25 protein-coding genes, 1 tRNA gene and 1 pseudogene are annotated in these 26,660 nt (G+C 75.4%); 13 read left to right on the top strand and 14 right to left on the bottom strand.

Translation table 11 applies throughout. The features are described 5' to 3' along the window. Window positions 1-123: 123 nt before the first annotated feature. Entirely contained in the window at window positions 124-879 is a 756-nt protein-coding gene (locus FB558_RS08960) for a CDP-alcohol phosphatidyltransferase family protein (RefSeq protein WP_246106330.1), read from the bottom strand. Between the two features lie 49 nt (window positions 880-928). Between FB558_RS08960 and FB558_RS08955 the strand changes: the two genes are divergently transcribed. The 5 genes and pseudogenes from FB558_RS08955 to FB558_RS08935 form a co-directional block, all read left to right on the top strand. Continuing rightward, window positions 929-1,906, top strand: a complete 978-nt coding sequence (locus FB558_RS08955) for a zinc-dependent alcohol dehydrogenase (protein WP_142050214.1) — start codon at window positions 929-931, stop codon at window positions 1,904-1,906. 83 nt (window positions 1,907-1,989) lie between these two features. Further along, window positions 1,990-2,388: a 6-pyruvoyl trahydropterin synthase family protein gene (locus FB558_RS08950; protein WP_142050211.1), complete on the top strand. Its 399-nt coding sequence runs from the start codon at window positions 1,990-1,992 to the stop codon at window positions 2,386-2,388. Further along, window positions 2,385-3,488, top strand: a complete 1,104-nt coding sequence (locus tag FB558_RS08945; RefSeq protein ID WP_246106329.1) for a glycosyltransferase family 4 protein — start codon at window positions 2,385-2,387, stop codon at window positions 3,486-3,488. The genes FB558_RS08950 and FB558_RS08945 overlap by 4 nt, the downstream gene beginning before the upstream one ends. After that, window positions 3,485-4,297: a methyltransferase domain-containing protein gene (locus tag FB558_RS08940; protein WP_142050205.1), complete on the top strand. Its 813-nt coding sequence runs from the start codon at window positions 3,485-3,487 to the stop codon at window positions 4,295-4,297. Before FB558_RS08945 ends, FB558_RS08940 begins: the two co-directional genes overlap by 4 nt. Beyond that, a pseudogene (locus FB558_RS08935) lies at window positions 4,294-5,061 on the top strand (lysylphosphatidylglycerol synthase transmembrane domain-containing protein); the annotation flags it as partial. The gene FB558_RS08940 and the pseudogene FB558_RS08935, both read left to right, overlap by 4 nt. A gap of 115 nt (window positions 5,062-5,176) precedes the next feature. On the opposite strand, the gene FB558_RS08930 reads toward FB558_RS08935, so the two are convergent. Next, a complete protein-coding gene (locus FB558_RS08930) occupies window positions 5,177-5,869 on the bottom strand; it encodes a creatininase family protein (protein WP_211366230.1) in 693 nt (230 codons plus the stop codon). Window positions 5,870-5,928: 59 nt separating this feature from the next. Here FB558_RS08930 and FB558_RS08925 point away from each other — a divergent pair, with 59 nt between their 5' ends. Beyond that, window positions 5,929-6,579, top strand: a complete 651-nt coding sequence (locus FB558_RS08925; protein WP_142050199.1) for a GTP cyclohydrolase II — start codon at window positions 5,929-5,931, stop codon at window positions 6,577-6,579. A 139-nt stretch (window positions 6,580-6,718) separates the two neighbouring features. On the opposite strand, the gene FB558_RS08920 is transcribed toward FB558_RS08925, so the two are convergent. Further along, complete coding sequence (locus FB558_RS08920) at window positions 6,719-7,915, bottom strand: MFS transporter (RefSeq protein WP_142050196.1); 1,197 nt, start codon at window positions 7,913-7,915, stop codon at window positions 6,719-6,721. Next, window positions 7,912-8,853, bottom strand: coding sequence for an NAD(P)/FAD-dependent oxidoreductase (locus FB558_RS08915; protein ID WP_142050193.1), 942 nt, complete (start codon window positions 8,851-8,853; stop codon window positions 7,912-7,914). Before FB558_RS08915 ends, FB558_RS08920 begins: the two co-directional genes overlap by 4 nt. 91 nt (window positions 8,854-8,944) lie before the next feature. Between FB558_RS08915 and FB558_RS08910 the strand changes: the two genes are divergently transcribed. Next, window positions 8,945-9,562, top strand: a complete 618-nt coding sequence (locus tag FB558_RS08910; RefSeq protein ID WP_142050190.1) for an XRE family transcriptional regulator — start codon at window positions 8,945-8,947, stop codon at window positions 9,560-9,562. A gap of 62 nt (window positions 9,563-9,624) precedes the next feature. On the opposite strand, the gene FB558_RS08905 is transcribed toward FB558_RS08910, so the two are convergent. After that, complete coding sequence (locus FB558_RS08905) at window positions 9,625-10,020, bottom strand: VOC family protein (RefSeq protein WP_342787355.1); 396 nt, start codon at window positions 10,018-10,020, stop codon at window positions 9,625-9,627. Window positions 10,021-10,200: 180 nt separating this feature from the next. Next, window positions 10,201-11,295, bottom strand: a complete 1,095-nt coding sequence (locus FB558_RS08900; RefSeq protein ID WP_142050184.1) for a dienelactone hydrolase family protein — start codon at window positions 11,293-11,295, stop codon at window positions 10,201-10,203. 157 nt (window positions 11,296-11,452) lie between these two features. On the opposite strand from FB558_RS08900, the gene FB558_RS08895 reads away from it, so the two are divergent. The 3 genes from FB558_RS08895 (at window position 11,453) to FB558_RS08885 (ending at window position 15,603) form a co-directional block, all read left to right on the top strand. Further along, complete coding sequence (locus FB558_RS08895; RefSeq protein WP_211366227.1) at window positions 11,453-14,527, top strand: alpha-L-rhamnosidase; 3,075 nt, start codon at window positions 11,453-11,455, stop codon at window positions 14,525-14,527. Between the two features lie 157 nt (window positions 14,528-14,684). Beyond that, window positions 14,685-15,086 (top strand): hypothetical protein, encoded by a 402-nt coding sequence (locus FB558_RS08890; protein ID WP_211366224.1) that lies wholly within the window; start codon window positions 14,685-14,687, stop codon window positions 15,084-15,086. Between the two features lie 40 nt (window positions 15,087-15,126). After that, complete coding sequence (locus tag FB558_RS08885; RefSeq protein ID WP_142050181.1) at window positions 15,127-15,603, top strand: cupin domain-containing protein; 477 nt, start codon at window positions 15,127-15,129, stop codon at window positions 15,601-15,603. A gap of 12 nt (window positions 15,604-15,615) precedes the next feature. On the opposite strand, the gene FB558_RS08880 is transcribed toward FB558_RS08885, so the two are convergent. Next, window positions 15,616-16,860: a flavin-dependent oxidoreductase gene (locus FB558_RS08880; RefSeq protein WP_142050178.1), complete on the bottom strand. Its 1,245-nt coding sequence runs from the start codon at window positions 16,858-16,860 to the stop codon at window positions 15,616-15,618. 145 nt (window positions 16,861-17,005) lie between these two features. On the opposite strand from FB558_RS08880, the gene FB558_RS08875 reads away from it, so the two are divergent. Next, window positions 17,006-18,223: an MFS transporter gene (locus FB558_RS08875; RefSeq protein ID WP_142050175.1), complete on the top strand. Its 1,218-nt coding sequence runs from the start codon at window positions 17,006-17,008 to the stop codon at window positions 18,221-18,223. Here FB558_RS08875 and FB558_RS08870 read toward each other — a convergent pair. The 3 genes from FB558_RS08870 to FB558_RS08860 all read right to left on the bottom strand — a co-directional run bounded on the left by FB558_RS08870 (window position 18,218) and on the right by FB558_RS08860 (window position 21,855). Beyond that, window positions 18,218-19,651, bottom strand: a complete 1,434-nt coding sequence (locus tag FB558_RS08870; protein WP_142050172.1) for a lipopolysaccharide biosynthesis protein — start codon at window positions 19,649-19,651, stop codon at window positions 18,218-18,220. The genes FB558_RS08875 and FB558_RS08870 overlap by 6 nt on opposite strands. A 330-nt stretch (window positions 19,652-19,981) precedes the next feature. Continuing rightward, complete coding sequence (locus tag FB558_RS08865) at window positions 19,982-20,692, bottom strand: response regulator (RefSeq protein ID WP_425467980.1); 711 nt, start codon at window positions 20,690-20,692, stop codon at window positions 19,982-19,984. After that, entirely contained in the window at window positions 20,680-21,855 is a 1,176-nt protein-coding gene (locus FB558_RS08860) for a sensor histidine kinase (protein WP_142050169.1), read from the bottom strand. The genes FB558_RS08865 and FB558_RS08860 overlap by 13 nt, the downstream gene beginning before the upstream one ends. Before the next feature lie 267 nt (window positions 21,856-22,122). Between FB558_RS08860 and FB558_RS08855 the strand changes: the two genes are divergently transcribed. Both FB558_RS08855 and FB558_RS08850 read left to right on the top strand, forming a co-directional pair. After that, window positions 22,123-22,869 (top strand): aminoglycoside phosphotransferase family protein, encoded by a 747-nt coding sequence (locus tag FB558_RS08855; RefSeq protein WP_211366221.1) that lies wholly within the window; start codon window positions 22,123-22,125, stop codon window positions 22,867-22,869. 128 nt (window positions 22,870-22,997) lie between these two features. After that, the gene (locus FB558_RS08850; RefSeq protein WP_142050166.1) at window positions 22,998-23,585 is read left to right on the top strand and encodes a dihydrofolate reductase family protein; all 588 of its coding nucleotides are present in this window, start codon (window positions 22,998-23,000) and stop codon (window positions 23,583-23,585) included. A gap of 15 nt (window positions 23,586-23,600) precedes the next feature. On the opposite strand, the gene FB558_RS08845 is transcribed toward FB558_RS08850, so the two are convergent. The 4 genes from FB558_RS08845 to FB558_RS08830 form a co-directional block, all read right to left on the bottom strand. Continuing rightward, window positions 23,601-24,608, bottom strand: a complete 1,008-nt coding sequence (locus FB558_RS08845; RefSeq protein ID WP_142050164.1) for an RNA polymerase subunit sigma-70 — start codon at window positions 24,606-24,608, stop codon at window positions 23,601-23,603. 458 nt (window positions 24,609-25,066) lie between these two features. After that, window positions 25,067-25,141: transfer RNA gene (locus tag FB558_RS08840), tRNA-Arg, on the bottom strand. A gap of 34 nt (window positions 25,142-25,175) precedes the next feature. Then, entirely contained in the window at window positions 25,176-25,883 is a 708-nt protein-coding gene (locus tag FB558_RS08835; protein WP_142050161.1) for a DUF305 domain-containing protein, read from the bottom strand. Beyond that, a complete protein-coding gene (locus tag FB558_RS08830) occupies window positions 25,883-26,653 on the bottom strand; it encodes a thioredoxin-like domain-containing protein (protein WP_142050158.1) in 771 nt (256 codons plus the stop codon). Before FB558_RS08830 ends, FB558_RS08835 begins: the two co-directional genes overlap by 1 nt. Window positions 26,654-26,660: the final 7 nt, after the last annotated feature.

The following is a 26,660-nucleotide window of genomic DNA, read 5'->3' as shown; positions in this document are numbered from 1 at the left end:
CTGGCCCACCGACGATCGTCCGCACACACCGCGACGACCTCGCACACACGCCAGGGCGCGGGTGCGGGGCAGGCGAGGTGTGCGACTCGGGGTCGCCGGTCGTGGCGGACTGAACCGCGGGGGTCAGTCGGACGGCATCCGCGGGGCCGGCACGCGGTGCGAGGCCACCCACAGCCGCCGCACGTCCCGCCCGAACGACCAGCACAGCAGCGCCAGCGCGACGGTCACCAGCGCGACCGCGAGCCCGTGGGGCAGCACCTGCGCGCTCACGACGACGAGCACCACGCCCTGCAGCGCCGCCACCGTCTTGCCCGCGTAGCTGGGGGGCAGCGGCCCGCGCAGCCACGGCCACGCCCACCCGGCGGCGACGAACGCGTAGCGCATGGCGCCGATCGCGAGAGCCCACGGCCCGACGACACCCGCGACGTGGACGCTCAGCACGAGGATGAGGAAGGCGTCGACCTCCATGTCGAAGCGGGCGCCCAGCGCCGAGACCGTGCCGGTGCGCCGGGCGACCTGCCCGTCGACGGCGTCGAGGACCAGCGCCACCGCCGCGAGCCCCACCAGGGCGGGCACCGCCGCCGCCCCGCGGACCAGCCCGTCGACGACCACGGCCGTCACGCCGCCGACGAGCAGCGCCCTGGTCAGGGTGACCACGTCGGCGGGTCCGAGCCGCGGCCGGCCCGCCCGGACCATCGCCGCGGACAGCATCGCGAGCAGCGCCGCGGCGTACCCGACCCCGACGAGGACGCCGAGCAACCCCACCTCGAACGCGCCCGCGAGGCCGGCGAGCAGCAGCAGCTGAGCGCTCGCGGCCGCGGCCTGGTCCGGGCACCCCTTCTCTAGGGTGCGGGTGCCGGTCTCCACTGCACGGTCCACCTCCTCGACACGTCCGCGCGGGCCGGGGAGTTCACCCCGGAGGAACGAGATGCCCCACACCGCCCGTGCGTTCTGGCTCCGCGCCCCCGGCGAGGGCGAGATCCGGGAGGTCGCGTTGCCCGAGCCCGGCGACGGCGACGTCGTCGTGCGCACGCTCCACACCGGGGTGAGCCGGGGCACCGAGACCCTCGTCTTCTCCGGCGCGGTGCCGCGCAGCCAGTACGCGACCATGCGCGCCCCGTTCCAGGAGGGCGAGTTCCCGGCACCGGTGAAGTACGGGTACCTCGCGGTCGGCGTCGTCGAACACGGGCCCGCCGAGCTGCGCGGGCGCACCGTGTTCTGCCTGCACCCGCACCAGACGCGCTTCGTCGTGCCGGCGGCGGCGGTCACGCCGGTTCCGGACGACGTGCCCCCGGGACGCGCGGTGCTCGCAGGCACCGTCGAGACCGCCGTCAACGCGGTGTGGGACGCGGCGCCGCTCGTCGGCGACCGGATCGCGGTCGTGGGCGCGGGGTTGGTCGGGTGCAGCGTCGCCGCCGTGCTGGCCGGCCTGCCCGGCGCGCGCGTCGAGCTGGTGGACGTCGACCCGGCCCGGGCCGGCGTGGCGGCGGCGCTCGGCGTCGGGTTCGCGAGCCCCGACGGCGCACTGGGGGACTGCGACCTCGTGGTGCACGCCAGCGCCACCGAGGCCGGGTTGGCGCGGTCGCTGGAGCTGCTGGCCGCCGAGGGCGAGGTCATCGAGCTGTCCTGGTACGGCGACCGGCGGGTGAGCCTCCCGCTCGGGGAGGCCTTCCACCCGCGGCGGCTGGCGGTGCGCAGCAGCCAGGTGGGCACGGTGTCGCCGCGCCGGGCGAGCCGCGGCTACGCCGGTCGCATGGCGCTGGCCCTGCGGCTGCTCGCCGACCCCCGCTTCGACGCGCTGGTCGGGGGCGAGCACGCGTTCGACGAGCTTCCCGCCCTGCTGCCCCGGCTGGCGGCGGGTGAGCCGCCCGCGCTCTGCGTGCGGGTGCGCTACGACGACGCGTGAGGCGCGGTCGGCGCGGCGGTGAACCGTCCGGGCGTGGCGCGCGTGTGCGGTAGGACGGAGCCCGCGCGTGCAAGGGAGCGATCTTGTTCAGCATCACCGTCCGCGATCACGTGATGGTCGCCCACAGCTTCCGCGGCGAGGTCTTCGGCCCGGCGCAGCGCCTGCACGGCGCCACCTTCGTGGTGGACGCGACGTTCCGCCGTCCCGATCTCGACGCCGACGGGATCGTGGTCGACATCGGGCTGGCCACGCAGCAGCTCGGCGCGGTGCTGGCCGGGCTGAACTACCGCAACCTCGACGACGAACCGGCCTTCGCCGGCGTCAACACCTCCACCGAGTTCCTCGCCCGGCACATCGCGGACCGGCTGGCCGAGCAGGTGCACGCGGGCGCGCTCGGTGAGGGCGCCCGCGGGATCGCCGCGATCGCCGTCACCCTGCACGAGTCGCACGTCGCCTGGGCGAGCTACGAGCGCACCCTGTGACCGGCGCCGCGGTGCACGTCGTCCTGCCCGGCGACGTCGACGACCCCGCCCGCCCCAGCGGCGGCAACGCCTACGACCGCCGCGTCTGCGCGGGCCTGGTCGCCGCGGGCCGCCCGGTGCACGAGATCGCCGTGGCCGGGACGTGGCCGGAGCCCGACGACGCCGCCCGCGCCGAGCTGGACCGGCGCCTGGCCGCGGTGCCCGGGGGCGCCGCCGTGGTGCTCGACGGCCTGGTGGGCTGCGCCGTCCCCGAGGTCCTCGCGCGCCATGCCGGGCGGTTGCGGCTCGTGGTGCTCGTGCACCTGCCCCTCGGCGACGAGGCCGGTCTCGCCCCCGCCACGGCCGCCGACCGCAGCGCCCGCGAACGGACCGCGCTGGACGCCGCGGCCGCGGTCGTGGCGACCAGCCCGTGGACGGCGCGGCGGCTCGCGCAGGTGCACGGGCTGTCCGCCGAGCGGGTGCACGTCGTCCCGCCCGGCGTCGAGCCCGCCCCCTCGGCGGTCCCCGACGAGGACGGCGGCAGGCTGCTCTGCGTCGGGTCGCTCACCCCGACGAAGGGCCAGGACCTGCTGGTGGACGCCCTCGCCCGGCTCGCCGACCGGAGCTGGACGTGCCGGCTCGCCGGCCCGCTCACCCGCGACGCGGCGCACGTCGACGCCGTGCGGGCCCTCGTGCGCCGCCACGGGCTGGACGACCGCGTGGAACTCACCGGCCCGCTCACCGGTCCGGCGCTCGACGCCGCGTACGCCGCCTCCGACCTGCTGGTGCTGCCCTCCCGCGCGGAGACCTACGGCATGGTCGTCACCGAGGCGCTGGCGCGGGGGATCCCGGTGCTGGCGTGCGCCGTCGGCGGGGTGCCCGAGACGCTCGGCCGCGCACCCGGGGGCACCGTGCCGGGACTGCTGGTGGCACCCGCGGACGTCGCGGCGCTCGCGGCCGCGCTGCGCCGCTGGCTCGACGAGCCGGGCCTGCGCACGGCGGCGCGGGACGCCGCCCGCGCCCGCCGCCCCCAGCTGCCCGGCTGGGACGTAGCGGCTCGTGAGTGGATACGGGTGCTGGAGCACTCGTCTCCGCTCACGGCCCGCAGGAGCGGGGCATGAGCAGGCCGGACGCGCCGGTCGGGGCGGACTGGCTCGCGCTGCGCGAGCCCGCCGACGCCGCCGCCCGCGCCGTCGAGCTCGCCGACCAGGCGCGCGCGCACCTGCCCGCGGGCAGGCTCGTGGTGCGCGACCTGGGCTGCGGCACCGGGTCGATGGGGCGCTGGCTCGCCGGTCGGCTGCCCGGCCCGCAGCACTGGGTGCTGCACGACCGCGACCCCGCGCTGCTCGACCGCGCCGTGACCGGCCTGCCCGCGCACGTGACCGCGGAGCCCTGCCCCGGTGACCTCACCGAGCTCGACGCCGCCCGCCTCGCCGGCACCGACCTCGTCACCGCATCGGCCCTGCTGGACCTGCTGACCGTCGACGAGGTGGAGCGCCTCGCCGCCGCGTGCACGGCGGCGGCGTGCCCGGCCCTGCTGACCCTGTCGGTCACCGGCAGCGTGCTGCTCACCCCGGCGGACCCGCTCGACGCCGCGTTCGCCGCCGCCTTCGACGCCCACCAGCGCCGCACGGTCGGGGGACGGCGGCTCCTCGGGCCGGACGCCCCGCCCGCGGCCGCCGCCGCGTTCCGGCGCCTCGGCGCCCGGGTCGTGCGCGCGCCGAGCCCGTGGCGGCTCGGAGCGGGCGACGGCGCCCTGGTGGAGGAGTGGCTGCGCGGCTGGGTCGAGGCGGCGTGCGCGCACAGCCCGTCGCTGGCCACCGAGACCGACGCGTACCTGCGCCGCAGGCTCGACGCCGCGGCCCGCGGGGAGCTGCGCGTCGTCGTCGGGCACGCGGATCTCCTCGCCCTGCCGGGACGCGGGGCATGACGGTGGGTGGTGTGCTGCGGCCACTGGCGGGGGTGGCGATCGTCGCCGTCCTGGTGTGGTGGTCGGGGCCGGACGCGGTGGCCGACGGGCTCGCGGCGCTGGAGGCCGGGCCGGTGCTGGCCGCGCTCGGGATCGGCGTCGTGACGACCGTCTGCAGCGCCTGGCGGTGGTGCCTGGTCGCGCGCGGCCTCGGCCTGCGGCTGCCGCTCCCCGCGGCGGTCGCCGACTGCTACCAGGCGATGTTCCTGAACGCGGTGCTGCCCGCGGGCGTCCTCGGCGACGTGCACCGGGCGCTCGGGCACGGCAGGCGGGCGGGCGACGTCGGGCGCGGGGTGCGGGCGGTGGCCCTCGAGCGGCTGGTCGGCCTGCTGGTGCTGGTGGTCGTGGCCGCCGGCGTACTGGCGGCGCAACCCGCGCTGCTGGGCGTCGCGGGCGACGCGGTGCCCGCAGCGGGGTGGTTCGGCGTCGCGGTGCTCGTGGCGGCGCCGGTGCTCGGCTGGGCCCTGCGCTCCCGCCTGCGCCCGCTGGCGGCGGACCTGCGCGCGCTGCGCCGCACGTGGCCCGCTGTCCTCGGGCTGTCCGTGGTGGCGCTCGGCGGCTACCTCGCCACGTTCGTCGTGGCCGCCCGCGCGGCCGGCACGTCCGCGCCGGTGGTCGAGCTGCTTCCGTTGCTGGTGCTGGCGTTGCTGGTGATGGCCCTGCCGCTGAACGTGGGCGGGTGGGGCCCGCGGGAGGCGGTGGCCGCCGTCGGTTTCGGCGCGGTCGGTCTCGGTGCCGCGCAGGGCGTCTCCGCGGCCGTCGCCTACGGCGTGCTGGGCCTGGTGGCGTGCTCACCCGGTGCCGCGGTGCTGCTGCTGCGCCTGGCGACCCGGCGCAGGCTCACAGGTAGCCGGCGAACCCGCGCACCAGGCTCGCCAGCACCGCACGTCCCTTCTCCGCGGTCGCCAGCGACGGGCGGCCCACCACACCCGACTCCGTGTACGCCTGCAACCCGCGGCTCAGCATGTGCCTGCGGTCGTCCGCCAGCTCGTCGGCCCGTTCGAACCCCGGCCTGACCAGGTGGGGATGCGCGTGCAGCAGGATCGAGGTCTCCAGCTCACCGGCGTGCATGTCCGACGGTCCCGCCGTGACGAGCCCGGCCTCGGCGCGCGCGTCCTCCCAGTCGGCCTCGCCCGGGAACAACGCCATCCGCAGCGGCCCGAGGCTCGCCTCCTGCACGACGTTGCCGAGCACGTAGTTGCCGCCGTGGCCGTTGACGAGCACCAGCGACGTCACGCCCGCCCGGTGCACGGACGCGGCGACGTCGCGCACGACCGCGGCGAGCGTGGTGGCCGAGATGCTGACGGTGCCGGGCCAGGCCGCGTGCTCGTGGGAGCAGGAGATGGTCACGGGCGGCAGCCTGCGGACGACGTAGGCGGTGGTGAGCTCGACTGCGAGCGTGCACGCGACGAGGGTGTCGGTCGTCAGCGGCAGGTGCGGGCCGTGCTGCTCGACGCTGCCGATCGGCAGCAGCGCGACGGTGGCACCGCGCTCGCGCTCGTCGAGCGTGGTGTCGGCCGGGAGGAGGTCCATCACCGGGGACCTTCCCACGGTTCGCCGCCGGGGACGAGCGGGGACGAGAGGGGAACGGGATGCAGGACATGCACGACGGCGGGCTGGATGACGTCGCCGAGTCGGAGCTGGTGACGCGGCACGGGCCGTTCCGGGCGGTGGCGTTCCGGGACCCGGTGGACGGGCACGAGCACCTCGCCCTCGTCCGCGGCGACCCGCGGGGGCGCGAGGACGTGCTGGTCCGCGTGCACTCCGAGTGCCTGACCGGCGACCTGTTCGGGGCGTTGCGCTGCGAGTGCGGGGCCCAGCTGCGGTCGGCGATCGACGCGATCGTGGACGAGGGCTGCGGCGTTCTCGTGTACCTGCGCGGGCACGAGGGGCGCGGGATCGGGCTCGTCGCCAAGATCCGCACCCACGTGCTGCAGGACGAGCAGGGGCTCGACACCGTGGACTCGGCCACGGCGCTGGGCCTCCCCGTGGACGTGCGCGACTTCGGCCCGGCCGCGCGCGTGCTGCGCCACCTCGGCGTCGCGTCGGTCCGGCTGCTGTCCAACAGCGCGGACAAGGTGCTCGGGCTGACCGGGCACGGGGTCGCCGTGACCGGGCGCGTCCCGCTGCTGGAGCCGGTCGACGAGCACAACGTCCGGTACCTGACGGCGAAGCGCGACCGGCTCGGCCACGACCTGCCGCACCTGGACTCCGTGCGCGGGCGAGGGCGAACGGGATGGTGATCGCCGCAGCCCGGCGCCGATCGAAGGGAGGTCCGCCGGGACGAACGGCACTCTCGTCGGTACCTAGCCGACGAAAGTGCCGTTCGTCATGCGGATCCCGTTCCCCGCGGCCGCCGGTAGTGCCCTCCGGGCCGGAGGCTCACCGCGCGGCTCCCCGGGCCGTGGCCCGCTCGACGAGGACGACCGCGATGGTGATCGCCGCCAGGCCGGCGCCGATCCAGGCGACGGTGGTGACGGGCGCACCGGCGTGCAGCGGCACGGCGGCCATCAGGGGGACGAGGCTGATGCCGAGCTGGAAGGCGGACACCGTGGTCGCCCCGGCGAGCGTGGGGGCGTCCGCGGCGATGCGGAACACCCGGCCGTAGACAGCGGGGTTGAGCACGAACCCGGCCACGCCGAGGAGCAGGACGAGCGGGACGACGGCGAGGGCGTGCTCGGCGAGGACCGCGATCAGCACCGAGCAGCCGACGATGCCGGCCGAGCCCCCGACCATGGCGAGGTGGGGACGCCTGTCGGCGATGCGGCCGCCCACCGCCAGACCGAGGTACGCGCCGACGCCGAACAGCACGAGGACGAACGCGATCCACACCTGCGGGATCCGCGTGACGCGGGTCAGGAGCTCGGCCAGGTAGTTGAACGTGATCATGTAGGCCGCCGTGCTCAGCAGCGTCGCGGCGTACACGAGCCACAGGTTCGACCGCCGCATGGCCGCGAGCTCGCGCCCGATGCTCGGAGCGCGCCCACCGGTCGTCGCGGGCAGCGCGACCGACACGGCGGCGGCAGCGACCACGGTGAGGGCGACCACGAGCCAGAACCCGCCTTCCCACCCGGTCCGGTAGCCGATCAGCGTCCCTGCGGGGCCGCCGAGGACCATGGCCAGGCCGAGGCCGCTGACGACCACGCCGGATGCGCGCGCGGCCCGGTCGGCGGGGACCAGGCTCACGGCGGTGACGGCTGCCACGGCGAAGAACCCCGCGTAGGCGAGCCCGGCGGCGAAACGGGTGACCAGGAGGGCGGGGTAGCTGCCGATGGCCACGCCGGTGGCGATGCAGGCCGCGAAGAGCAGTTGGGTCACCACGAGCGCCGTGCGACGCGGCCAGCCGAGGCTGATCACCGCGAACGGCGGCCCACCGATGACGACCCCGACGGCGAACGCGCTGATCAGCCCACCTGCGGTGGCCAGGTCGACCTGGATGTCGGTGGCGACCGCGGGAAGGACGCCGGCGAGGAGGAACTCGGCGCTGCCCATGGCGAAGAGGCTGAAGGCCAGCAGGTACACCCCGAGCGGCAGCCGGCCTCGGGCGCCGGAGGGCGCCGCGGCGGTGTCGACGTTCATCGGACCGCATCCCGCTGCACGGCGGCGTCGAGGTCCTGGTCCAGGAGCCAGGACGTCAACCCGATGGCGGCAGCAGACGCCTCACCCGCAGCGGTGACGACCTGCGCACGGGGGTTCACGACGTTGCCGGCCGCCCGGACGCCGGGCACGTCGGTCGCCCCGGCGGCATCGACCGCCACCCATCCGGTGGCGGGGTCGGGCTCGCAACCGAGCGCCCGCAGGACCGCGTCGTTCGGACGCGGCAGCGGAGCGACGAACACCGCATCGCAGGGCTGCACGCGGCCGTCCGCGAGCTCGACACCGGTCACGCCGCCGCCCCCGCCGACGAGGCGGGAGACGGCGCCGTCGACGATGCGGACGCCGAACGCGAGCAGCCGGCGGCGGTCGGCCTGCGAGACGTCCATGCCGTCGGGGCACAGCGTCACGCGCTCGCTGTAGCGGCGCAGCAACGCCGCCTGGTGCAGCGTCATCGGTGGTACGGCGCCGCCGATGACGACGAGCTCCCGGTCGCGGACCTCGTACCCGTGGCAGTGCGGGCAGTGGTGCACCGCCGACCCCCACAGCTCGCGGGCCCCCGGGATGCCGGGCAGCTCGTCGGTCAGCCCCGTGGCGACGAGCACCGCGCGCGTGCGCACCACCGTCCCGGTGTCCAGGGTGAGCGCGAACCCGTCACCGCCGCTGCCCCGGCGCGCGTCGACGACACGCGCCCGGACCAGCTCGCCGCCGTAGCGGGCGACCTCCCCGCGGCCGGTCGCGAGGAACTCCGCGGGGTCCACCCCGTCGCGGGAGACGAACCCGTGCATGTGCGCGGCCGCTGCGTTCCGGGGACTGCCGCCGTCGACGACCAGCACGTCGGCCCGGGCGCGGGCCAGGACGATCCCCGCGGTCAGCCCGGCCGCGCCGGCACCGATGATCACGACATCTCGATGGTTCTCCATCACTGCCACCTCCGCGGCAGAACATCGCGCCCTCGTCCCGGCCGCGGCAACTTCCGTTGCCGAAAGCGGAACGGTCTGCTGGAGTGGGCCGATGTCCGCCCATCCCGCGATCGACGCCACCCTCAGCCGGATCGGGTACCGCCTGCGCCGGGTCAGGGAGAAGAAGGACCTCTCGCTCGCCGACCTCAGCCGCATGACCGGGATCTCCAAGAGCACCCTGTCGCGGCTCGAGTCCGGGCAGCGCAAGCCGAGCCTGGAGCTGCTGCTGCCGGTCGCCGCCGCCCTGGCGGTGCCGCTCGACGAGATCGTCGCGGCCCCGCGCATCCTCGACCCGAGGATGCCGCAGGAACCGAGGCGGACGGAGGGACGCGTCATCGTCCCGCTGTCGCGGACGCAGGGCGAGCCCAAGGCGTACAAGCTGACGATCCCCGCGAGCGAGTCCGAACCGTTCACGCGCACCCACGCCGGGTACGAGTGGCTCTACGTGCTCAGCGGACGGCTACGGCTCGTCCTGGGTGACTACGACCTGGTCCTCGCGCCGGGGGAGGTCGCCGAGTTCGACACCCAGCACCCGCACTGGTTCGGCTCGACCGGGCGTGGCAGCGTCGAGGTGCTCAGCCTCTTCGGTGGGCAGGGCGAACGGGCGCACATCAGGGCGAGGCCGGCAGCTCCCGGATCTCGTCGGCAGGTCGAGCACGCGGACGGCTGACGGCGTCGGAACACCTCGTACGGCGTTCCGCCGAAACGCGAACGGCCTCGCCCCAGCACGATCTACCGCACACCCCGGAAGTCACCGGCCCGCCACGGCATCTCCTGCAGCACCCAGGTGTTGCCGTCCGGGTCGGCGAACGGCACGAACTTCATCCCCTGGTCGTGCTCGTCGACGTCTCCGACCGGCACCCCGCGGCGGGCCAGCTCGGCGCGAGCCTCGACGGCGTCGCCGACCACGAGGTGCAGGCCCCTCGCCGAGCCCGGCACCATGTCGGCGAGCGCGGGCAGACCGGTGGAGAGCACGATCGAGCAGGCCGAGCCGGGCGGGGTGAGCTGCACGACCCGGACGCCCTCGGCGGGCTGCACGTCCACGTCGACGCCGAACCCGGCGCGCTCGTAGAAGGCCTTGGCGCGGTCGACGTCGGTGACCGGGACGGGGACGAGCTCGAGCAGCATCTTCACGACGGGCCTCCAGGCCTGCGGGTGGATCGGATCGGCAGCGAGCGTCCCGCAGGCCCGGCCCGCGGGCACCCGTGCCGGCCACGCGTGGGCTACGTGAGCGGCACGCGCTCGTGCCGGCGACGGTCCGCGGCATCGCCACGGGTCACCTGCCCGGCGCGTGGCCCCCATCCGCCCTCAGCCCCGCAGCCAGCGCTCCAGGTGCGCGAACGCGGAGGCCTGCATGGCCCGGTTGAACTCGTGGGGGCCGTCGGAGAACTCGCCGATGTAGGCCTCCGGTGCCCCGGCCTGCCGGTACCGGGCGGTCAGCCGCTCGTGGGCCTCGATCATGCCGGGCAGCCCGAACAGGTGGTCGTGCCGCTTGTACTGCACGAGCAGCGGTGCCGGGGCGCGCGCCGCGGCGACGTCGGGCCAGTCGCCGCGCGCGGCCAGCCCGGGCGGGAAGAACATCCACGTGTGCCGGCCGACGTGCGCGTCGAGCAGGCCCGGGTAGCTCGACATCATCCCGACGATCCCGGCCGCCGCCACGTCGTCGCAGGTGGCCTGCAGCAGCGCCGCGCGGCACCCGCCGCCGGACAGGCCGATGCACCCGATCGGCCCGGCCACGGCGTCGGTGCGCGAGCGCAGGTACCGCACCGCGATGCGGTCCTCGCGGGCGACCACACCGGCGAGCGAGGTGCCCAGGACCGTGCAGTACTTCGCGACGACGTGCTCGTGGGCCCGCGCGGCGGTGTTGTACGCCTCCGGCTCGTCCGCGGAGCCCACCAGCTCCGGTGGGAACTTCCGGCTGCCCCACCGGAACACGTCGTGGGCGAGCACGGCGAACCCGCGGCGGGCGAGCTCGTTCGCGAACGGGGCGCCCCCGTAGGACCGCTCCCGCAGCGCCCGCGCCGGGACGGGCGCCTCCTCGGGGCCGTCGGCGACCTTCTCCTTGCCGTAGTAGGTGAACCCGTCGTGGCTGTGCAGCGCGACCACGCCGGGCAGCGGCCGGGTCTCCCCGGCCGGGCGCAGCAGCCAGGCGCGGGTCCGCGGGCCGAAGCCGACCGACCAGGACACCTCCTCGCCGTCCACTCCGTCGCGCGTCCAGCGGCGCCCGCGTTCGGGGGCGAGCGGCTCGCCGTCGTGCCCGGAGCCGATGAGGGTGCGCACTTCGGCGCCGGTCAGCGGGGGCCGCGCCGCGGAGGGGTAGAGGTCCCCCTCCGCGGCCGCGTGCGCGACCCAGTCGCTGAACGGCCCGAGAGCGCGGAACGCGGGTCGATCGGGTCCGGCCACGGGTGCCTCCATCGTGAGTGGATACGGGTGCTCCGGCACCGGTATCCACTCACGGCCGGCTGCGCCGGCGGGAGTAGGGCAGGTGTCCCCCTCGACCGGATGTGGCTCGCCGACCCCGCTCCGATGATTTCCCCAGGTCACGGCGGAGGGGGCGATCATGGTCGAGGTGAGCCGGCGGGCGGTGCTCGGTGGGCTGGCGGGGGTGGCGGCGCTGGCCGCGCTGCCCGTCGCGGTGCGCGGGTCCGCGACCGCGCCGCCCCCGCTGCAGCCCGTCGCCCTGACGACCGAGCACCTGGCCCACCCGCTCGGCATCGACGCCGCCGCGCCCCGGTTCGGCTGGCAGCTCGAGGCGCAGGGGACGGACCGGGCGCAGTCGGCGTACCGGATCCTCGTGGCGAGCCGGCCCGAACTGCTGCCCGACGCACCCGACGTGTGGGACTCGGGCGTCGTCGCGTCGGCGGAGCAGTCGGCGCAGGTCTACGGCGGCCCGCCGCTCGCGTCGCGGACGCGCTACCACTGGACCGTCCGGACCTGGGACGAGCGGGGGCGGGAGGGGCCGGCCGCCGGGACCGCGTGGTTCGAGACCGCGATGCCGGACCCGCAGGACTGGACCGCGGCCTGGATCGGGAGCGGGCTCGTGGTGCCGAAGGCCGTGCGGGTGCTCGGGCCGCAGCTCGTCGAGCCCGCGCCGCTCGCGCCGGGCGCGACGCTGGGGCAGAGCCTCGTCTCCGACGGCCCGGTCGCGGCCGTCGCCGTGCTGCTCGGCGTGCCGGCCGGGGAGACGGCCGCGTGCGTGCTGTCGGTGCGGCGGGACGGGCCGGACGGCGAGCTGTTCGGCCGCACCGTCCTCGAGGGCCTGACCGGCGACGAGTACGGCAACGCGGCGGGCCGGCTCGACCTGGCGCCACCGGCCGCGCCCGGCCCGCTGTACGTCGAGCTCGCCGACGCGCGTGGGCCGGTGTCCTGGATGAGCAGCGCGGAGGACTCCTACGCCGGGGGCAGCGCCCACGTCGACGGTGCTGCGGTGCCCGGCGACCGCTGGGTGCACACGATCCCGCCGGACCCGCCGGCGGATCCGCTGCTGCGCCACGAGTTCGACCTGCCCGCCCCCGTGGCGTCGGCGCGGCTGTACCTGGTGGGCCTCGGGTGCGCGGTGGCGGAGGTCAACGGGCAGCGGGTGGGCGACGCCGCGCTCGCCCCGGCACCCACCGACTACGACCGGCGCTGCCTCTACGGCACGCACGACGTCGGTGGCCTGCTCCGGGCGGGGCGCAACGCGATCGGCGTCGCACTCGGTCGCGGCTTCTACGCCACGCGGTCGCCGGACACCGACGGCAGCGACCTGGCGCGCTGGGTCGGCGAGCCGCGGCTGCGGGCGCAGCTGGAGATCGACCTCGTCGACGGGCGGCACGTCACCGTCGGGAGCGGCCCGGACTGGCGCCTCACCGAGGGCCCGACGACCTACGACGGCGTGTTCACCGGCGAGTCCTACGACGCCGGCCGGGCCGCGCGGGTGGCGGGGTGGTCGGCGCCCGGCTTCGACGACGGCGGGTGGCGCCCGGCGAGCGTCGTGGACGGGCCGGGCGGTGCGCTCGTGGCGTACGCGGGGGAACCGGTGCGGGCCGGCGCCCCGATCGAGCCGGTCGCGGTGACCACGCCGGCGCCCGGGGTGCGGGTCCTCGACTTCGGCGTGGTGCTGGCGGGCTGGGCGCGGCTGCGCGGGTCGCTCCCGGCCGGCACGACCGTGCGCCTGCAGTACGGCGAGAAGCTCGGGCCCTCGGGCCGTGTCGAGGTCGGCATCCCGGGTGGCTTCGAGAACGGCTCGGTCACGGGCCGCTTCCAGCGCGACGAGTACACGGCGGCCGGCGGGCGGGAGGAGACCTGGCAGCCCTCCTTCGCCTTCAAGGGCTTCCAGTACGTCGAGGTCACCGGGACGGACGCGCCGCTGGAGGTGCAGGCGGTGCCGGTGGGCAGCGATCTCGCCGAGACGATGCAGCTGCGGATCGAGCACCCCGAGCTGCAGTGGATCGCCGACGCGTTCCGCCGGACGGCCCGCAACAGCCTCCACGGCGTACCCGACCAGGCTCCGGGCAAGCTGTCGTGGACGACGGCGACCTACCGCGCGGTCGCGCCGATGCTCTACCAGTTCGGCATGGCCTCGGTGTTCGCCTCGTGGCTCGACGACATCCGGCTCGCCCAGGCGCCGGACGGCGAGATCCCGCTGATCGCCCCGCTCGGCGCGACCGCGGGCGGCATGCTGCTGACGCCCAGCTCGACCGGCGTCTACCCGTTCCTCGTCCACCGCTACTGGCTCACCTACGGCGACCCGACGGTGCCGCGCAGGCACTTCGACGCGGTGCGCCGCTACCTCGGGTGGCTCTCGGGGATGCTGCGCGACGACCTCGCCGACGACCGGTTCGGCGACTGGTACCCGCCGCGCCCCGTGGGCGGTCCGATGGCGCCGGAGGGCGGCACCCTGGTCGGGACGGCCCACGTGATCGCGAGCCTGCGCGACGGGGCGGCACTGGCCGACGTCGTCGGCGAGCCCGGGCAGGCCGCGGCGTGGCGCGACCGCGCGGACGCGGTCACGCGCCGGTTCACCGCGGCGTTCCTCGACGCGGGCACCGGCACCTACCGCACGCCGATCGACGCCGGCTACCGCCAGACCAGCAACGCCGTGCCGCTCGCCGCCGGCATCGTGCCCCCCGAGCACGTCGGCCCGGTGGTGGCGAACCTGGTGGCAGACGTCGAGGCGCAGGAGCGGCACCTGGACACGGGCGCGCTGGGCACCGGTGCGCTGCCCTACGCGCTGTCCGACAACGGACGCGCCGACCTCGCGGTGGCTGTGCTCGGGCAGACCGCCTACCCGTCCTACGGTCACCTGCGCGCGCTGGGCGCCACGACGTTCTGGGAGTCGTGGGAGGACACCGCACGCGGGCACAACGACACGACCCTCAGCGAGCCCGTCCGCTGGCTCGTGGAGCGGGCCGCCGGGATCGAGCCGCTGGAACCGGGCTGGGCGCGGTTCCGCGTGCAGCCCCGCGTGACCGCCGCGCTGCCGGGCGCCCGGATCACGCTGCACACCGTCCGCGGTCGGATCGACCTCGCGTGGCGGCGGGCGGACCGGCTGGAGCTCGACCTGCGGGTGCCGGTCAACGCGGTCGCGCAGGTCGTCCTGCCCGACGGGCGGCAGCGCGAGCTGGGCTCCGGCGAGCACCGGATCGAGGGGTAGCAGTGGCGCTCGGGGGGAGCGGGTCGCCGACCGGTGTGGAACCTCGGAACGCACGGCGACCTGCCGGTTACCGCGAGTTCCGCGCACGTGGTGCCGACCGGAGGTAGGCCGCCCTGGCCTCCTCGCCCGTTCTGCGCCGGTTCATGATTACTCCTCGATGGACGACGAGTGGCTCGGAGAACGGGGGACCGCGATGGAGCGAGAGGCCGACGATGCCGCGATCCAGGCGCTCCTCGAGCTGAGGGGCGCGCTCGACCGCACGATCGCCGCTCTCGGCGCCGCGGCCGAGCGCGCCGACGACCTGATCGCGCAGCGCCGGCGGGGCCGCACGTGGTTCGAGATCGTCTCGTCCGAGAAGCCGCCACTCGTCATCGAGACCGTCACCGGGGTGCTGGACGAGCTCGGTGAGCTGGGCAGCCGCTTCCGCCGCGAGGAGGCGCTCGCCCTGCAGCGCGAGGACGTCAGCATCACGCGGATCGCGGAGATGTTCCGGGTCACCCGGCAGCGGGTGTCCGCGCTGCTGCACACCCGCTCGGCCCGCGACGGCGCGCGGGCCTGAGGTCTCGCGCCCGCCCACGGGTCCGGTGCATCATCGGGCGATGACCGGCGACGAGATCGTGCTCGGCCCGCTGCCCAAGGGCATCACCCTCGCCCGTGAGGGCATGCGCAAGAAGGTGTGGAACGTGCTCGGCCACACCTACACGATGAAGGCCGCGAGCGACTCCAGCTTCGCCTTCGAGACCTACGACCCGCCCGGCACCGGCGTACCACCGCACGTGCACCCCCTCCAGGACGAGCACATCTACGTGGTGGAGGGCGTGTTCACCCTCTACCTGGACGGCGAGTGGACGACCGCGGGGCCCGGCGACACCGTCCGCATGCCGCGCAACCTCCCGCACGCCTACTACAACCGCAGCGACGCGCCCACGCGCGGGCTGTTCTGGGTGAGCCCGGCAGGCCGGCTCGCGGCGCTGTTCGACCAGCTGCACGACCTCACCGACCCCGAGGAGGTCGTGCGCCGCTCCGCCCTGCACGACGTCGACTTCCTGCCGCCCGGCTCGGTCGAGGGGGCCTGACCGCGCCCGGGTTCAGGGCGTCCGGTTCACCTGGCTCCGGTCCGCCCCGGCGGCCCGGGCGTAGCCGCTGACGACGGCGTCCAGCTCGGCGGCGTCGATGACGTCCTCCAACCGGTCGAAGCCGTCGGGGGCCCGGCGTTCCACCTCGTCGATCACGCCCTCCGGGCCGCCGATGCGGTTGCGGAGCACGACCTCGCTGGTGGCCGGGAGCCGCTCGTCCTCGTAGGCCTGCAGCGCCGCCGCCGGGTCGGCGTGCGCGGCCAGGTGGCGCCCGATGCTGGTGGCGTCGAGGATCGCCTGGCCCGCGCCGTTCGAGCCCATCGGGTACATCGGGTGGGCGGCGTCGCCGAGCAGCGTCACGCGTCCGCGCGTCCAGTGCGGGAGCGGGTCGCGGTCGCACATCGGGAACTCGAAGAACTCGGGCGTCGCCCGCACCAGCGCGGCGTGGTCGAGGTGCGGCACCCGGAACCGGTCGATGTGCGGTTCCACGTCGGCCGCCTCCGCGCGCCGCGACCAGTCCTGGCGTTCGGGCGGCGGGTCGCCGGGCGTGCCGGTCAGGATGCAGACCGCCCAGTTCGTCAGCTTCGTGCCCGGCTCGCGCCCCTCGCCGATCGGGTAGATCACGAGCTTCGCGGCCGTGCCACCCGCGATGATCATCGAGCGGCCGGTGAGGTACTCCGGCCAGTCCGTGGCCCCCCGCCACATCATCACGCCGTTCCAGCGCGGTGCTCCCTCGTCGGGGAACAGCGTGGCGCGCACCGTCGAGTGGATGCCGTCCGCGGCGACGAGCACGTCGCCGCGCGCCTCGCCCAGCGGCTCGCCGTGCCGGTCGGCGAACCGGGCCCGCACCCCGTCCGCGTCCTGGTCGAACCCGACGAGCCGGTGGCCCGTGCGCACGGCGTCGGGCCCGAGCCGCTCCCGCACCGCCGCCAGCAGCACCGCCTGCAGCCGGCCGCGGTGGAAGGACAGCTGGGGCAGCGCGAACCCCGCGTCGAGCCCGCACGGCTTGACCATGATCTGCGGGCCCAGCCGGTGCAGGTAGAGCAGCTCCTTGGTGCGGACCGCCGCGGCGTCCAACCGCTCCAGCAGCCCGAGCTCCGCGAGGTCGCGGACCGCGTGCGGCAGGACGTTGATCCCGACGCCCAGCGCGCTGATCTGCGTGCTCTGCTCGTGGACGGTGCACTCGACGCCCGCTCGGTGCAGCCGGAGCGCGGTGGTGAGCCCACCGATACCGGCGCCGATGATCACAACCCTCATGGTCGTCCCCCCGACGTGGCCAGAGAGGTCCACCTTGGCGCAGGCGCCGGGATCGCACCAGTGCCGCGGTGGCGCACCATCCGGTCGCGCCGGCGGGGCGCACCCTGAGCGGGCCGCCGTGGATCCGCTGTTGCACGCTGGAGCGATGACCACGGAGCCCGGCGCGCTGTCCCGTGCCGGCCTCCGCCGCGTGCTCGCCGTGCTGTGCGGCACCGAGATCACCAGCTGGGGCGTGCTCTACTACGCCTTCCCGGTGCTCGCTCCCGGTATCGCCGCCGACACCGGCTGGTCGATCACCACGATCACCGCCGCCTTCTCCCTCGCCCTGGTGGTGTCGGCCCTCGTCGGGGTCCCGGCCGGGCGCTGGCTCGACCGGCTCGGACCCCGGCTGGTCATGACCTCCGGATCGGTCGTCGCGGTGCCCGCGGTGCTCGGCATCGCCACCGCGCCGTCGCTGCCCTGGTTCTTCGCGGCCTGGGCGCTGGCCGGCGTCGCCATGGCGGGCGTGCTCTACCAGCCCGCGTTCGCGGCGCTGACCCGCTGGTGGGGTCCCCGCCGGGTCACCGCCCTCACGACCGTCACGCTGCTGGCCGGCCTCGCGAGCACGATCTTCGCCCCGCTGACCGCCGCGCTCGCCGAGCCACTGGGATGGCGCGGGGCCTACCTCGTGCTCGCCGTCGTGCTCGCCGCGGTCACCGTCCCTGCGCACCTGTTCGGCCTGCGCGGCCCCTGGCCGCGGCCCGACCCCGCCGAGGTCCCCGCGGACACCGACACCGACCCCCGCGCGGTCGCGCGCAGCCGCCCCTTCGTCCTGCTGGTCGCCGCGGTCGCGCTCGGGACGTTCGCGGCGTTCGCCGTGGTCGTCAACCAGGTCCCCCTGTTCATCGAGCGCGGCATGACGACCACCGGAGCGGCCTGGGCCCTGGGGCTCGGCGGCGTCGGGCAGGTGCTCGGCCGGCTCGGCTACGGCCTCCTCGTCCGCCGGGTCGGTGTCCGCCTGCGGGGCGTGCTCATCCTCGGCGCCACCGCGGCGGCGACCGCGCTGCTCGCGGTCCTCCCCGGTCCGGCACTGCTGCTCGTCGCCGCGGCCATGCTCGCAGGAGCCGCCCGTGGCGTGTTCACGCTGCTGCAGGCCACCGCCGTCAGCGACCGCTGGGGTGCGGCCCACTACGGCAGGCTCAACGGGATCCTCGCCGCACCCGCCACGGTCGCCACCGCGCTCGCACCCTGGGCAGGCGCGGCGCTGTCGGAGGTCCTCGGCGGCTACCCGGCGGTGTTCGCGCTACTGGCCGGGCTGGCCGCGCTCGCCGCCGTGCTCGCCGCAGGCAGCGTCCCCGGCAGGCGCGAACGTCGCGGATCATGAACTGGCGGGGCGGCCCGCCCGCCTCCGCCCCAGCACCCGGACGAGCACCACGTGCGCCGCGCAGAGCACCTGGACGGCGACGTAGCCCCACGCGACCGGCAGGAGGGCGGCGCCCGCGCCCCCCTCGGCAGGCACCGGCGCCAGGACGACGGCCAGCAGCACCAGCACCGTGCTCGACAGGTGCAGCCGGGCGTAGGCCACCCCCCGGCCGGCGGCGGTGCGCACCCCCAGCTCGTGCACCACGAGCAGGCGGAAGGCCTGGCCGAGCAGGAGCAGCCGCAGCACCTCGGCCGTCGCGGTGTAGCCCGGCCCGAAGATCGACAGGCCCGGACCGGCCAGCAGGGCTCCGAGGGCGAGGAGCGGAAGGAAGATCATGAGCATCTGCCGGCGCGAGGACGACGTGAGCTCGCGGGCGCGCTCCGGGGCCCGCGCGCAGGCGGCCGACAGCGAGTGCGTGAAGTAGGTGGCCGCCGTCTCCACCACGACCGTGGCCTGCCAGGCGATGAAGAACGCCGCGCCGGACTCGGGGCCGAACCGGAGGATGACCAGCAACGGCACCTGGTTGAGCAGGAGGGTGTTGCCGATCTGCGCGAGCCAGGTCGGGCCGAGGAAGCCCACCACCTCGCTGCGGCTCGGCACGGTGCCACCGGTGCTCCCCCGGGCGTGGCGCCGCACCGCCACCACCAGCACCAGCGAGCCCACCGCGATCCACACCACGAGCGGGCCGGCCCACGAGAGCACGACGCCCTGCGCGCCCAGTGCGGACCCCAGCACGACCAGCAGGCCGATGCGGACCACCGCGAACAGGCCGTTGCGCCACACGCTCCACCACGGCCGGCCGATCGCGACCAGGACGTAGTCGTGGACGACGAACGCGCCCCACGCCGCGGCGGCCACGGTGAACACCGCCGTGCCGGCCAGGAGCGGGCCGTCGGGCCCCGCCGCGGTGCGGGCCAGCGCGGGAACCGCCAGCACGTACCCGAACCCGGCGACCCCGGCCAGCGGCATGATCACGAGCAGGCTCCGCCACACCAGCGTGCCGACGTGCCGGCCCGCGACGGGGAGCCACCGCATCAGGGCCAGCCCGAGGTTCAGCTGGGAGATGCCCCCGACCAGCATGAACGCCGAGACCACCGCGGCGGCGAGCCCGAACTGGGCCTGTGGCAGCAGGCGCGCGGCGATCAGCCAGCTCGCCAGCCCGGCCAGCGCGCCGAGCCCGGAGCTGATCGACAGTGCCAGCCCCTCGCCCAGCCCGCCGCGCCGCGGCCCCGTGCCGGACGGCGGCTCCTCGCCGCGGCGCCGGACGGGCGGCAGGACCACGGTGAGCGGTTCGGTCACGAGCGCGCAGAGCACGTGCTCGGCGCGCGGCGGGGTGGCGCGCAGCTCGCCGGGCACGGGGATCGGCATCCGGAAGGTCGGCGGATCCACCGGGTGCGGGCGTCGGGTCCCGGGTGCGGACCGCCCGGCCGCGGGCGGCGGGTGCGGGAGGACCCGGTCGTGCGGTCCGGGATGGCGTGGTCCCGCGGGCGCACGACCCGGCCCCGCGGCGCGAGGCCGTTCCGGGCGGTGCGTCCCGTGGCCCCGGCGCGGGACGCGCGGTTCGTGCACGGAGTCGGTGTGGACGAAGCGGGCGTCGTCCGGCACGTGCGTCCTTCCGTCGCTGAGTACGGTCGCAATGGCTGTTGCGCGTCCGCAGGGTAGACGTCCGGGCACGGCCCGCGGTTGCCCGCCGGGTCGGGTCTCTCCGCTCTCCTGCGCTCAGCGTTGCGCGTCGAGCGCCGCGTCGTGCACGAGCAGGGCCACCTGCACGCGGTTGGTGAGGTCGAGCTTGGTGAAGATCGCGGACACGTGCGTCTTGACGGTGGCCAGGCCGATGTGGTGGCGCGCGGCGATCTCCGCGTTGGACCGTCCCGCGCCGATCTCGATCGCGACGGCGCGCTCCCGTCCGGCGAGGGAGTCGAGCTTGCGGCGGGCCGCGTCGCGGCGGGTGTCCTGGTCGGCGCCCGCGACGCGGTCGATGAGCCGGCGGGTCACGTCCGGGGAGAGCACGGGCCGCCCCTGCGCGGCGTGCCGGATGGCGACGACGAGCTCGTCCGGCGGGGTGTCCTTGACCAGGAACCCGGCCGCCCCGGCCCGCAGGGCGCGCAGGACGTGCGCGTCGGCGTCGAAGGTGGTGAGCACGACGACCTGCGTCGCGGGGGTCCGTGCCCTGATGGTCTCGGTCGCGGTGATCCCGTCGGTGCCGGGCATCCGGATGTCCATCAGGACCACGTGCGGCCGATGGTGGGCGGCCAGCTCGATCGCCTCCGCGCCGTCCCCGGCCTCGGCGACCACCCGCAGGTCGGCCGCGCCCCGCAGCATCATGGCCAGCCCGAAGCGGACGACCGGGTCGTCGTCGGCGACGAGCACGTCGATGGTCGGCTCGGTCGGCGGCGGGATCGGCGGCGGGGCCTGGCTCACGCCGGCCACCGTAGCCTCATGCCCAGCCGCCACCCGCCGGTCCGGGTCGGCCCGTGCTCGAGCCGCCCGCCGACGAGCGTGGCCCGCTCGGCCAGCCCGCGCAGCCCCTCCCCGGAACCGATCGCGGGAGCGACGCCCGCGGGCGGCGCCAGCGGCGGCCGGGCGTTGATGACCTCGACGCTCAGGTGGTCACCGGGGTCCCCGGTGATCCGGACGAGGACGGGCGCGCCGGGGGCGTGCTTGCGGGCGTTGGTCAGACCCTCCTGGACGAGCCGGTAGAGCGTGCGGCCCACCGTCGCGGGGACGGCTCGGCCACCGGGCGTCACGCCGCTGACGTCCCGCAGCTCGACCGGGGTGCCGGCACGCCGGGTCTCGTCGACCAGCTCGACGACGTCCTCGACGCCGGGCAGCGGGCGGTCCCGCTCGGGGGTGCGCAGGACGCCGATCACCTCGCGCAGGTCCTGCAGGGCGCGGCGGGCGTTCTCCCGCACCACCTCGGCGGCCCGGGCGATCTCCTCCGCCGAGGCGCCGCGGTAGTAGGCCAGGGCGCCCGCGTGCACGCTGAGGAGCGACAGCCGGTGGCCGAGGACGTCGTGCATCTCCCGCGCGAGGGCCTCGCGCGCCTCGTGCTGGGAGCGCTCGGCCCGCAGCCGGGCCGCGACCTCGGCGGCCTCGGCCCGTTCGCGCAACGACGCGACGAGCTGCCGGCGGCTGCGCACGAGCATCCCCCACCCGGCCACGCCGACCACGAGCGCCACCTGGAGCGCGACCAGCAGCCACACGGGCACCGTCCGGTCCGGGCGGAGCACCAGGTAGACCCCGAAGGAGAGCAGGTAGGCCACGGCGAGCACGGCCGTGTGCCGCGCCGGGCGGTGGACGGCCAGGGTGAGCAGCGCGATGAGCGCCGCCGCCGAGACGGACAGGGAGAAGGTGCTCACCACGGCCATGACGACGGCGAGCACCAGCGGGAAGCGGCGTCGCCACCACAGCGCGAGGCAGCCGATCGCACCGGCGGCGTAGTCCAGGTTCTGCAGCCATGGGGGCAGCGTCGGCTGGCCCGCCCACCAGGCGACGGCCGGGTAGAACCCGGCCGTGACCGCCAGCACGACCAGCCCGCCGTCGACGAGCCCGTCCCGGACCGCGCCGCGCCGCGCGCCCGTCGTGTCGTCCACGTGGCGAGCCTAGGCAACCCGCAGCGGGCCCACCTCCCCCCGAAGTCGGAGGCCGCGCTCCGACTTCGGCAGGACGGTCCGAGCCCGTCGAACGATCCACAGCCGGCCTCCCCGGGTGGACGAAGGTCGCGTTGCCCGGCGCGGGGCTCCTCGCCGCGCTCGAACGCACTCTGATGCTCCGCAACCAGTGGCCGGCGAAGGTCGGGGCGTAGTCCGCCGTGGCGCGAGCGCCAAACCCGTGGCGGCGGCGGTGGTCATCCGGTGAGGATGGCCGACGTGGAGGAGGTCGAGGTCGTCGTCGCCCACGACGAGCGCGCGACCCTGCGCGTCGGCGACGTGTTCCTGAAGGTCGACGCCGATCGGGCGCGCACCGACGTCGAGGTCGAGGCGATGGCCATGGCGCCGATCCCGACCCCGGAGGTCCTGTGGCGGCAGCCGCCCGTGCTCGCGCTCGCCGCCGTCCGGGGGACGGCGCTCGGGCGCCTCGGCGAGCCGTCGCCCGCGTCGCCTGCGGCGTGGGCCGCGGTGGGTGCCGCCGTTCGGACGCTGCACGACGCGCCACTGCCCCCGTGGCCCGGCCGGAGCCCCGACGAGATCGCAGCGCGGCTCGACGTCGAATGCGAGTGGCTCGTCGCGAACGGCGTGCTCCCGATCGACCTCGTCACGCGCAACCGGCACATCGCCGAGGCCGCGCTCCGGCCGTGGACACCCGTGTTCACCCACGGCGACCTGCAGATCACCCACGTGTTCGTCGACGGTGACGAGGTCACCGGCGTGATCGACTGGTCCGAGGCGAGCCGGGGCGACGCCCTGTTCGACCTCGCGACCCTGACGCTCGGGCACGAGGAGCACCTCGCCGACGTCGTCGCCGGCTACGGCACCGACGTCGACCTCGACGTGATCCGCGCGTGGTGGTCGTGGCGGAGCCTGACGGCGGCCCGGTGGCTGGTCGAGCACGGCTTCGACCCGTCCGCGCCCGGCTGCGAGTTCGACGTGCTGAGATCCCGGATGTGAGGCGGCAGACGCCCAGCCGACGTGCGGATCCCGTTCCGGACCGGCTGCGGACGCAGATCGCGCACCGATCAGGTTTCCACGCCGCGACCGTCTGTACGTGTGAGATCGACTCACAGGAGGCGGGCACGATGCGGAAACTGATCTTCGGCATGAACCTGACGCTGGACGGCTACATCGCCGCGCCCGGCGACGACATCGGCTGGAGCGCCGGGGACTCCGGCGCGCACGGTGGGCCGAGCGACGAGCTGTTCCAGTTCTGGCTCGACCACGAGTTGGCGAGCGATCTGTCGCTGTACGGGCGCAAGCTGTGGGAGTCGATGAGCTCCTACTGGCCGACCGGCGACCAGCAGCCCGGCGCCACCCCGGCGGAGATCGAGTTCGCGCGGAACTGGCGGGACACGCCGAAGGTGGTGTTCTCCTCGACGATCGACGAGGTCGACTGGAACACCCGCCTGGTCACCGGCGACGCGGTCGCCGAGATCACCCGGCTCAAGGCCGAGGACGGCGGCCCGATGGGCATCGGCGGCGCAACGCTCGCCGGGGCGGCCATGCGGGCCGGGCTGATCGACGAGTACGCCCTGGTCACCCACCCGGTCCTGGTGGGTGGCGGCACGCCGTTCTTCACGGCGCTGGACAGCTGGGTGAACCTGAACCTGGTGGAGATGCGGACGTTCCCCGGCGGCGCGGTGCTGACCCGGTACGAGACGCGGCGATGAGCACGGCTCGTGCCTTCACAGCGTCGGGGGCAGGCCCAGCCATGGTTCGTCGGTGGCGTCGAACCCGGTGAGCTCGGCGATCTTCCCGTCGACGATGTGCAGGACCGCGATGGCGAACAACCGGTACTCCGGGTCGCCGGGGGCGCGCAGGTACAGCGCGGCGGCCGGCATGCGGTTGACCGTCGTGGTGGTACCGCGCCAGTCGTCGTGGCCGCGCTGGAAGAGCCCACCGGAGACCCAGCCGCCCACCGCGTCCTCGGCCGTCATGGGCACGGTGCCCATCTCGGGCAGCATCGCGAAGCGCAGCTCGTCGCGCAGCAGGGACGTCAGCCCGTCGAGGTCGCCCTGCTCATGGGCGTCGATGTACGCCTTCACCACGCCGCGCTCGTCGTCCGACAGCTCGTGGGTGGCGGGGCTGCGCCAGTCGAGGCGGCGGTCGGGCAGCTGCGAGCGCATCGTGGCGCGCGCCCGCTGCAGTGCGCTGGTCACCGATGCGACGGTCAGCTCGAGGGCGTCGGCTGCCGTCGACGCCGGCCAGCCGAGGACGTCGCGCAGGATGAGCACCGCCCGCTGCCGCGGCGGGAGGTGCTGGACGGCGACGATGAACGCCAGCTCGATCGTCTCCCGCGCCACCACCGATTCCTGCGGGTCCTCGGGGAGCATCCGGTCGGGGTAGGGCTGCAGGTACAGCACCTCGGAGCCGGGGTCCGCCAGCCCGGACGGTACGGGTGTGCGGTCATTGCGCTTCTCCAGGAAGTCGAGACAGGCGTTCGTCGCGATCCGGTACAGCCAGGTCCGCAGCGCGGCGTGGCCCTTGAACGACTCCCGCTTGTTCCACGCCCGCAGGAACGTCTCCTGCGTCATGTCCTGGGCGTCCTGGTAGTTCGCGAGCATCCGGTAGCAGTGCACCTGCAGCTCACGCCGGTGGCGCTCCGTGATGAGCGCGAACCGCGCCGGGTCGCCCGAGCGGACCGCCGCGAGGAACGTGGCCCCGTCGGCGCCCAGCGGTCTGGCGTGGGTCATGGTCGTCAATCCTTCCACCGGTGCGAGCAGCTACCAGAGCTGACGACGTGGCGGAGGAATCCTGATCGGTGAAGCCGCTGACAGCGTGCGGGTCGTCGTACGTCGTCTGCGGACACGATGATCGATCCGGCACCGTCGCGGTCGGGTTCAGGTGCCCCGGCCTGCTCGACGATGGCCGCGTCACGGAAGGAGACCGCTGGTGCTGGAAGGCTTCAACGCAGCGCTGGACCTCGTCGAGGACGCCGTCAAAGCTGGTGATCCGGTGGACGTCGCCGTGCTGGGCAGGTGCGCGCGGACGAGCGAGCACCATTTCCGGCGCACGTTCTCTTCCGTGGCCGGCATCCCGAGGCACGCATCGGGCACAGTCAGCCGGGTACGGCCGCCGCGGCCGGAGACGACAAGATCGGCCCCTCACCCTGTCGTCCCAGGTGAGAGGCCGTTCTGTGTGGTCACCGTGCTGGTGCCCCCGGCAGGATTCGAACCTGCGCTCCCGCCTCCGGAGGGCGGTGCTCTATCCCCTGAGCTACGGGGGCCGTGCGATGGCACAACCCTAGCGCACGCCGGGATCTACAACGGCAGGGGCTGCCCCCCGCGCTCGGTGAGCAGCCCGCGCAGGTAGTCGGTCTCCACCGACTGCGAGCGGTGCATCTGCTCGGCCAGGTTGCGGACCTGCGGCACCACGGCGTGCTCGGCGGCGTAGGAGAGCATGCTCGCCCCGCCCTGGTGGTGGCGGAGCATCAGCTGCAGGAACAGGACGTCGAGCTCGGGGCCGGTGGCGGCGCGCAGGGCGGCGAGCTCGTCGTCGCTGGCCATCCCCGGCATGGTGGCGACGCCGCTCGCGCTCGTGGCCGCGTGGTCGTGTCCCGGCTCGGTCATCCACGCCATGTGCCCGCCGCTGGGCAGCGACGCGGCACCCCACAGCTCGAGCCAGCCCTGCATGCGGCCGATCTGCGCCTCCTGCGTGGCCTCGATGTCGGAGGCGAGCTGGTGCAGAACGGGGTCGCTGGTGTGGTCGCGCTCCCAGGAGGCCATCGTCACGGCCTGCTGGTGGTGCACGGTCATGTCCTGCGCGAAGCCGACGTCGACGGAGTCGCGCTCCGGCACGACCGGACCCGACGAGCCGGGCATGCCGAGCAGGAGCCCGCCTGCCGCGCCGAGCAGGAGGAGCCCGACGGCGGCGACGACCGCGAGCGCCGGGCGGATCCAGTCCGCCTCCCGCGGGGCGGGGTCGGGCGGGGTGGTGGCGGGCGCCGTGGGCGTGCTCACCCCTCCCATCACGACCCCGCTGCGGGCGCCTGCTGCGCCTGCAGCGTCTCGGGGTAGGCGCCCGGGGTGCCCGGGGCGGGCGGGGGTGCGAACGCGGGCGGGGAGTCCTGGGAGAAGCCGTTGGCCTCGTTGCAGCTGGCCCCGGGCTCGGGGTGCTGGTACTGGTTGAGCCGCAGCGCGGTGATGAACTGGTCGATCCGCGGGTCGTTCGCGTCGTCCAGCTTCAGCTGGTGGCCCCAGGACTGCAGCGAGATCGGGCGGTCGAGCCCGGGGTAGGGCGACAGCATCGTGTAGGGCTGGCCCTCCACCTTGCTGCGCAGGGTGTCGAGCGCCTCCCCGCTGACCTGGTCGGGGTTGTAGGTGATCCAGACCGTGCCGTGCTCGAGGGAGTGGACCATGTTCTCGCTGCGCACCGCTTCCGGGTACACGACGCCGTTGCACGCGGCCCAGGCGTAGTCGTGCGCGCCGCCCATCGGCGGGGAGTGCGTGTACGCGACCTGCGTGGCCCCGTCGACGTGCACGCCGCCCTCGAACGGGAGGACCTCGACACCGGTGATCTGGGTGGACGGGTCCTGGTTCTGCGCGCTCGGCGTGAAGGGCGCCATCGCGTCCGCCTGCGCCTGGTTCTCCTCGTTGCGCATGAACGCGTAGCCGAAGACCGCGCCCGCGAAGAGCGCCACCACGACGACCGCGGCGATCAGCCCCCACGGCGTGGCCTTCTGCTGGACCACCTTCGTGCGGGAGCTGCGGGACCGCTTGCTCGTCTTGCCGCTGACCATGAAACGT

This window comes from Pseudonocardia kunmingensis, from assembly GCF_006716445.1.
In the GTDB taxonomy this organism is placed as follows: domain Bacteria; phylum Actinomycetota; class Actinomycetes; order Mycobacteriales; family Pseudonocardiaceae; genus Pseudonocardia; species Pseudonocardia kunmingensis.
Note: the sequence above shows the minus strand (reverse complement) of the source record. Positions and strands in the feature narration are given on the sequence as shown.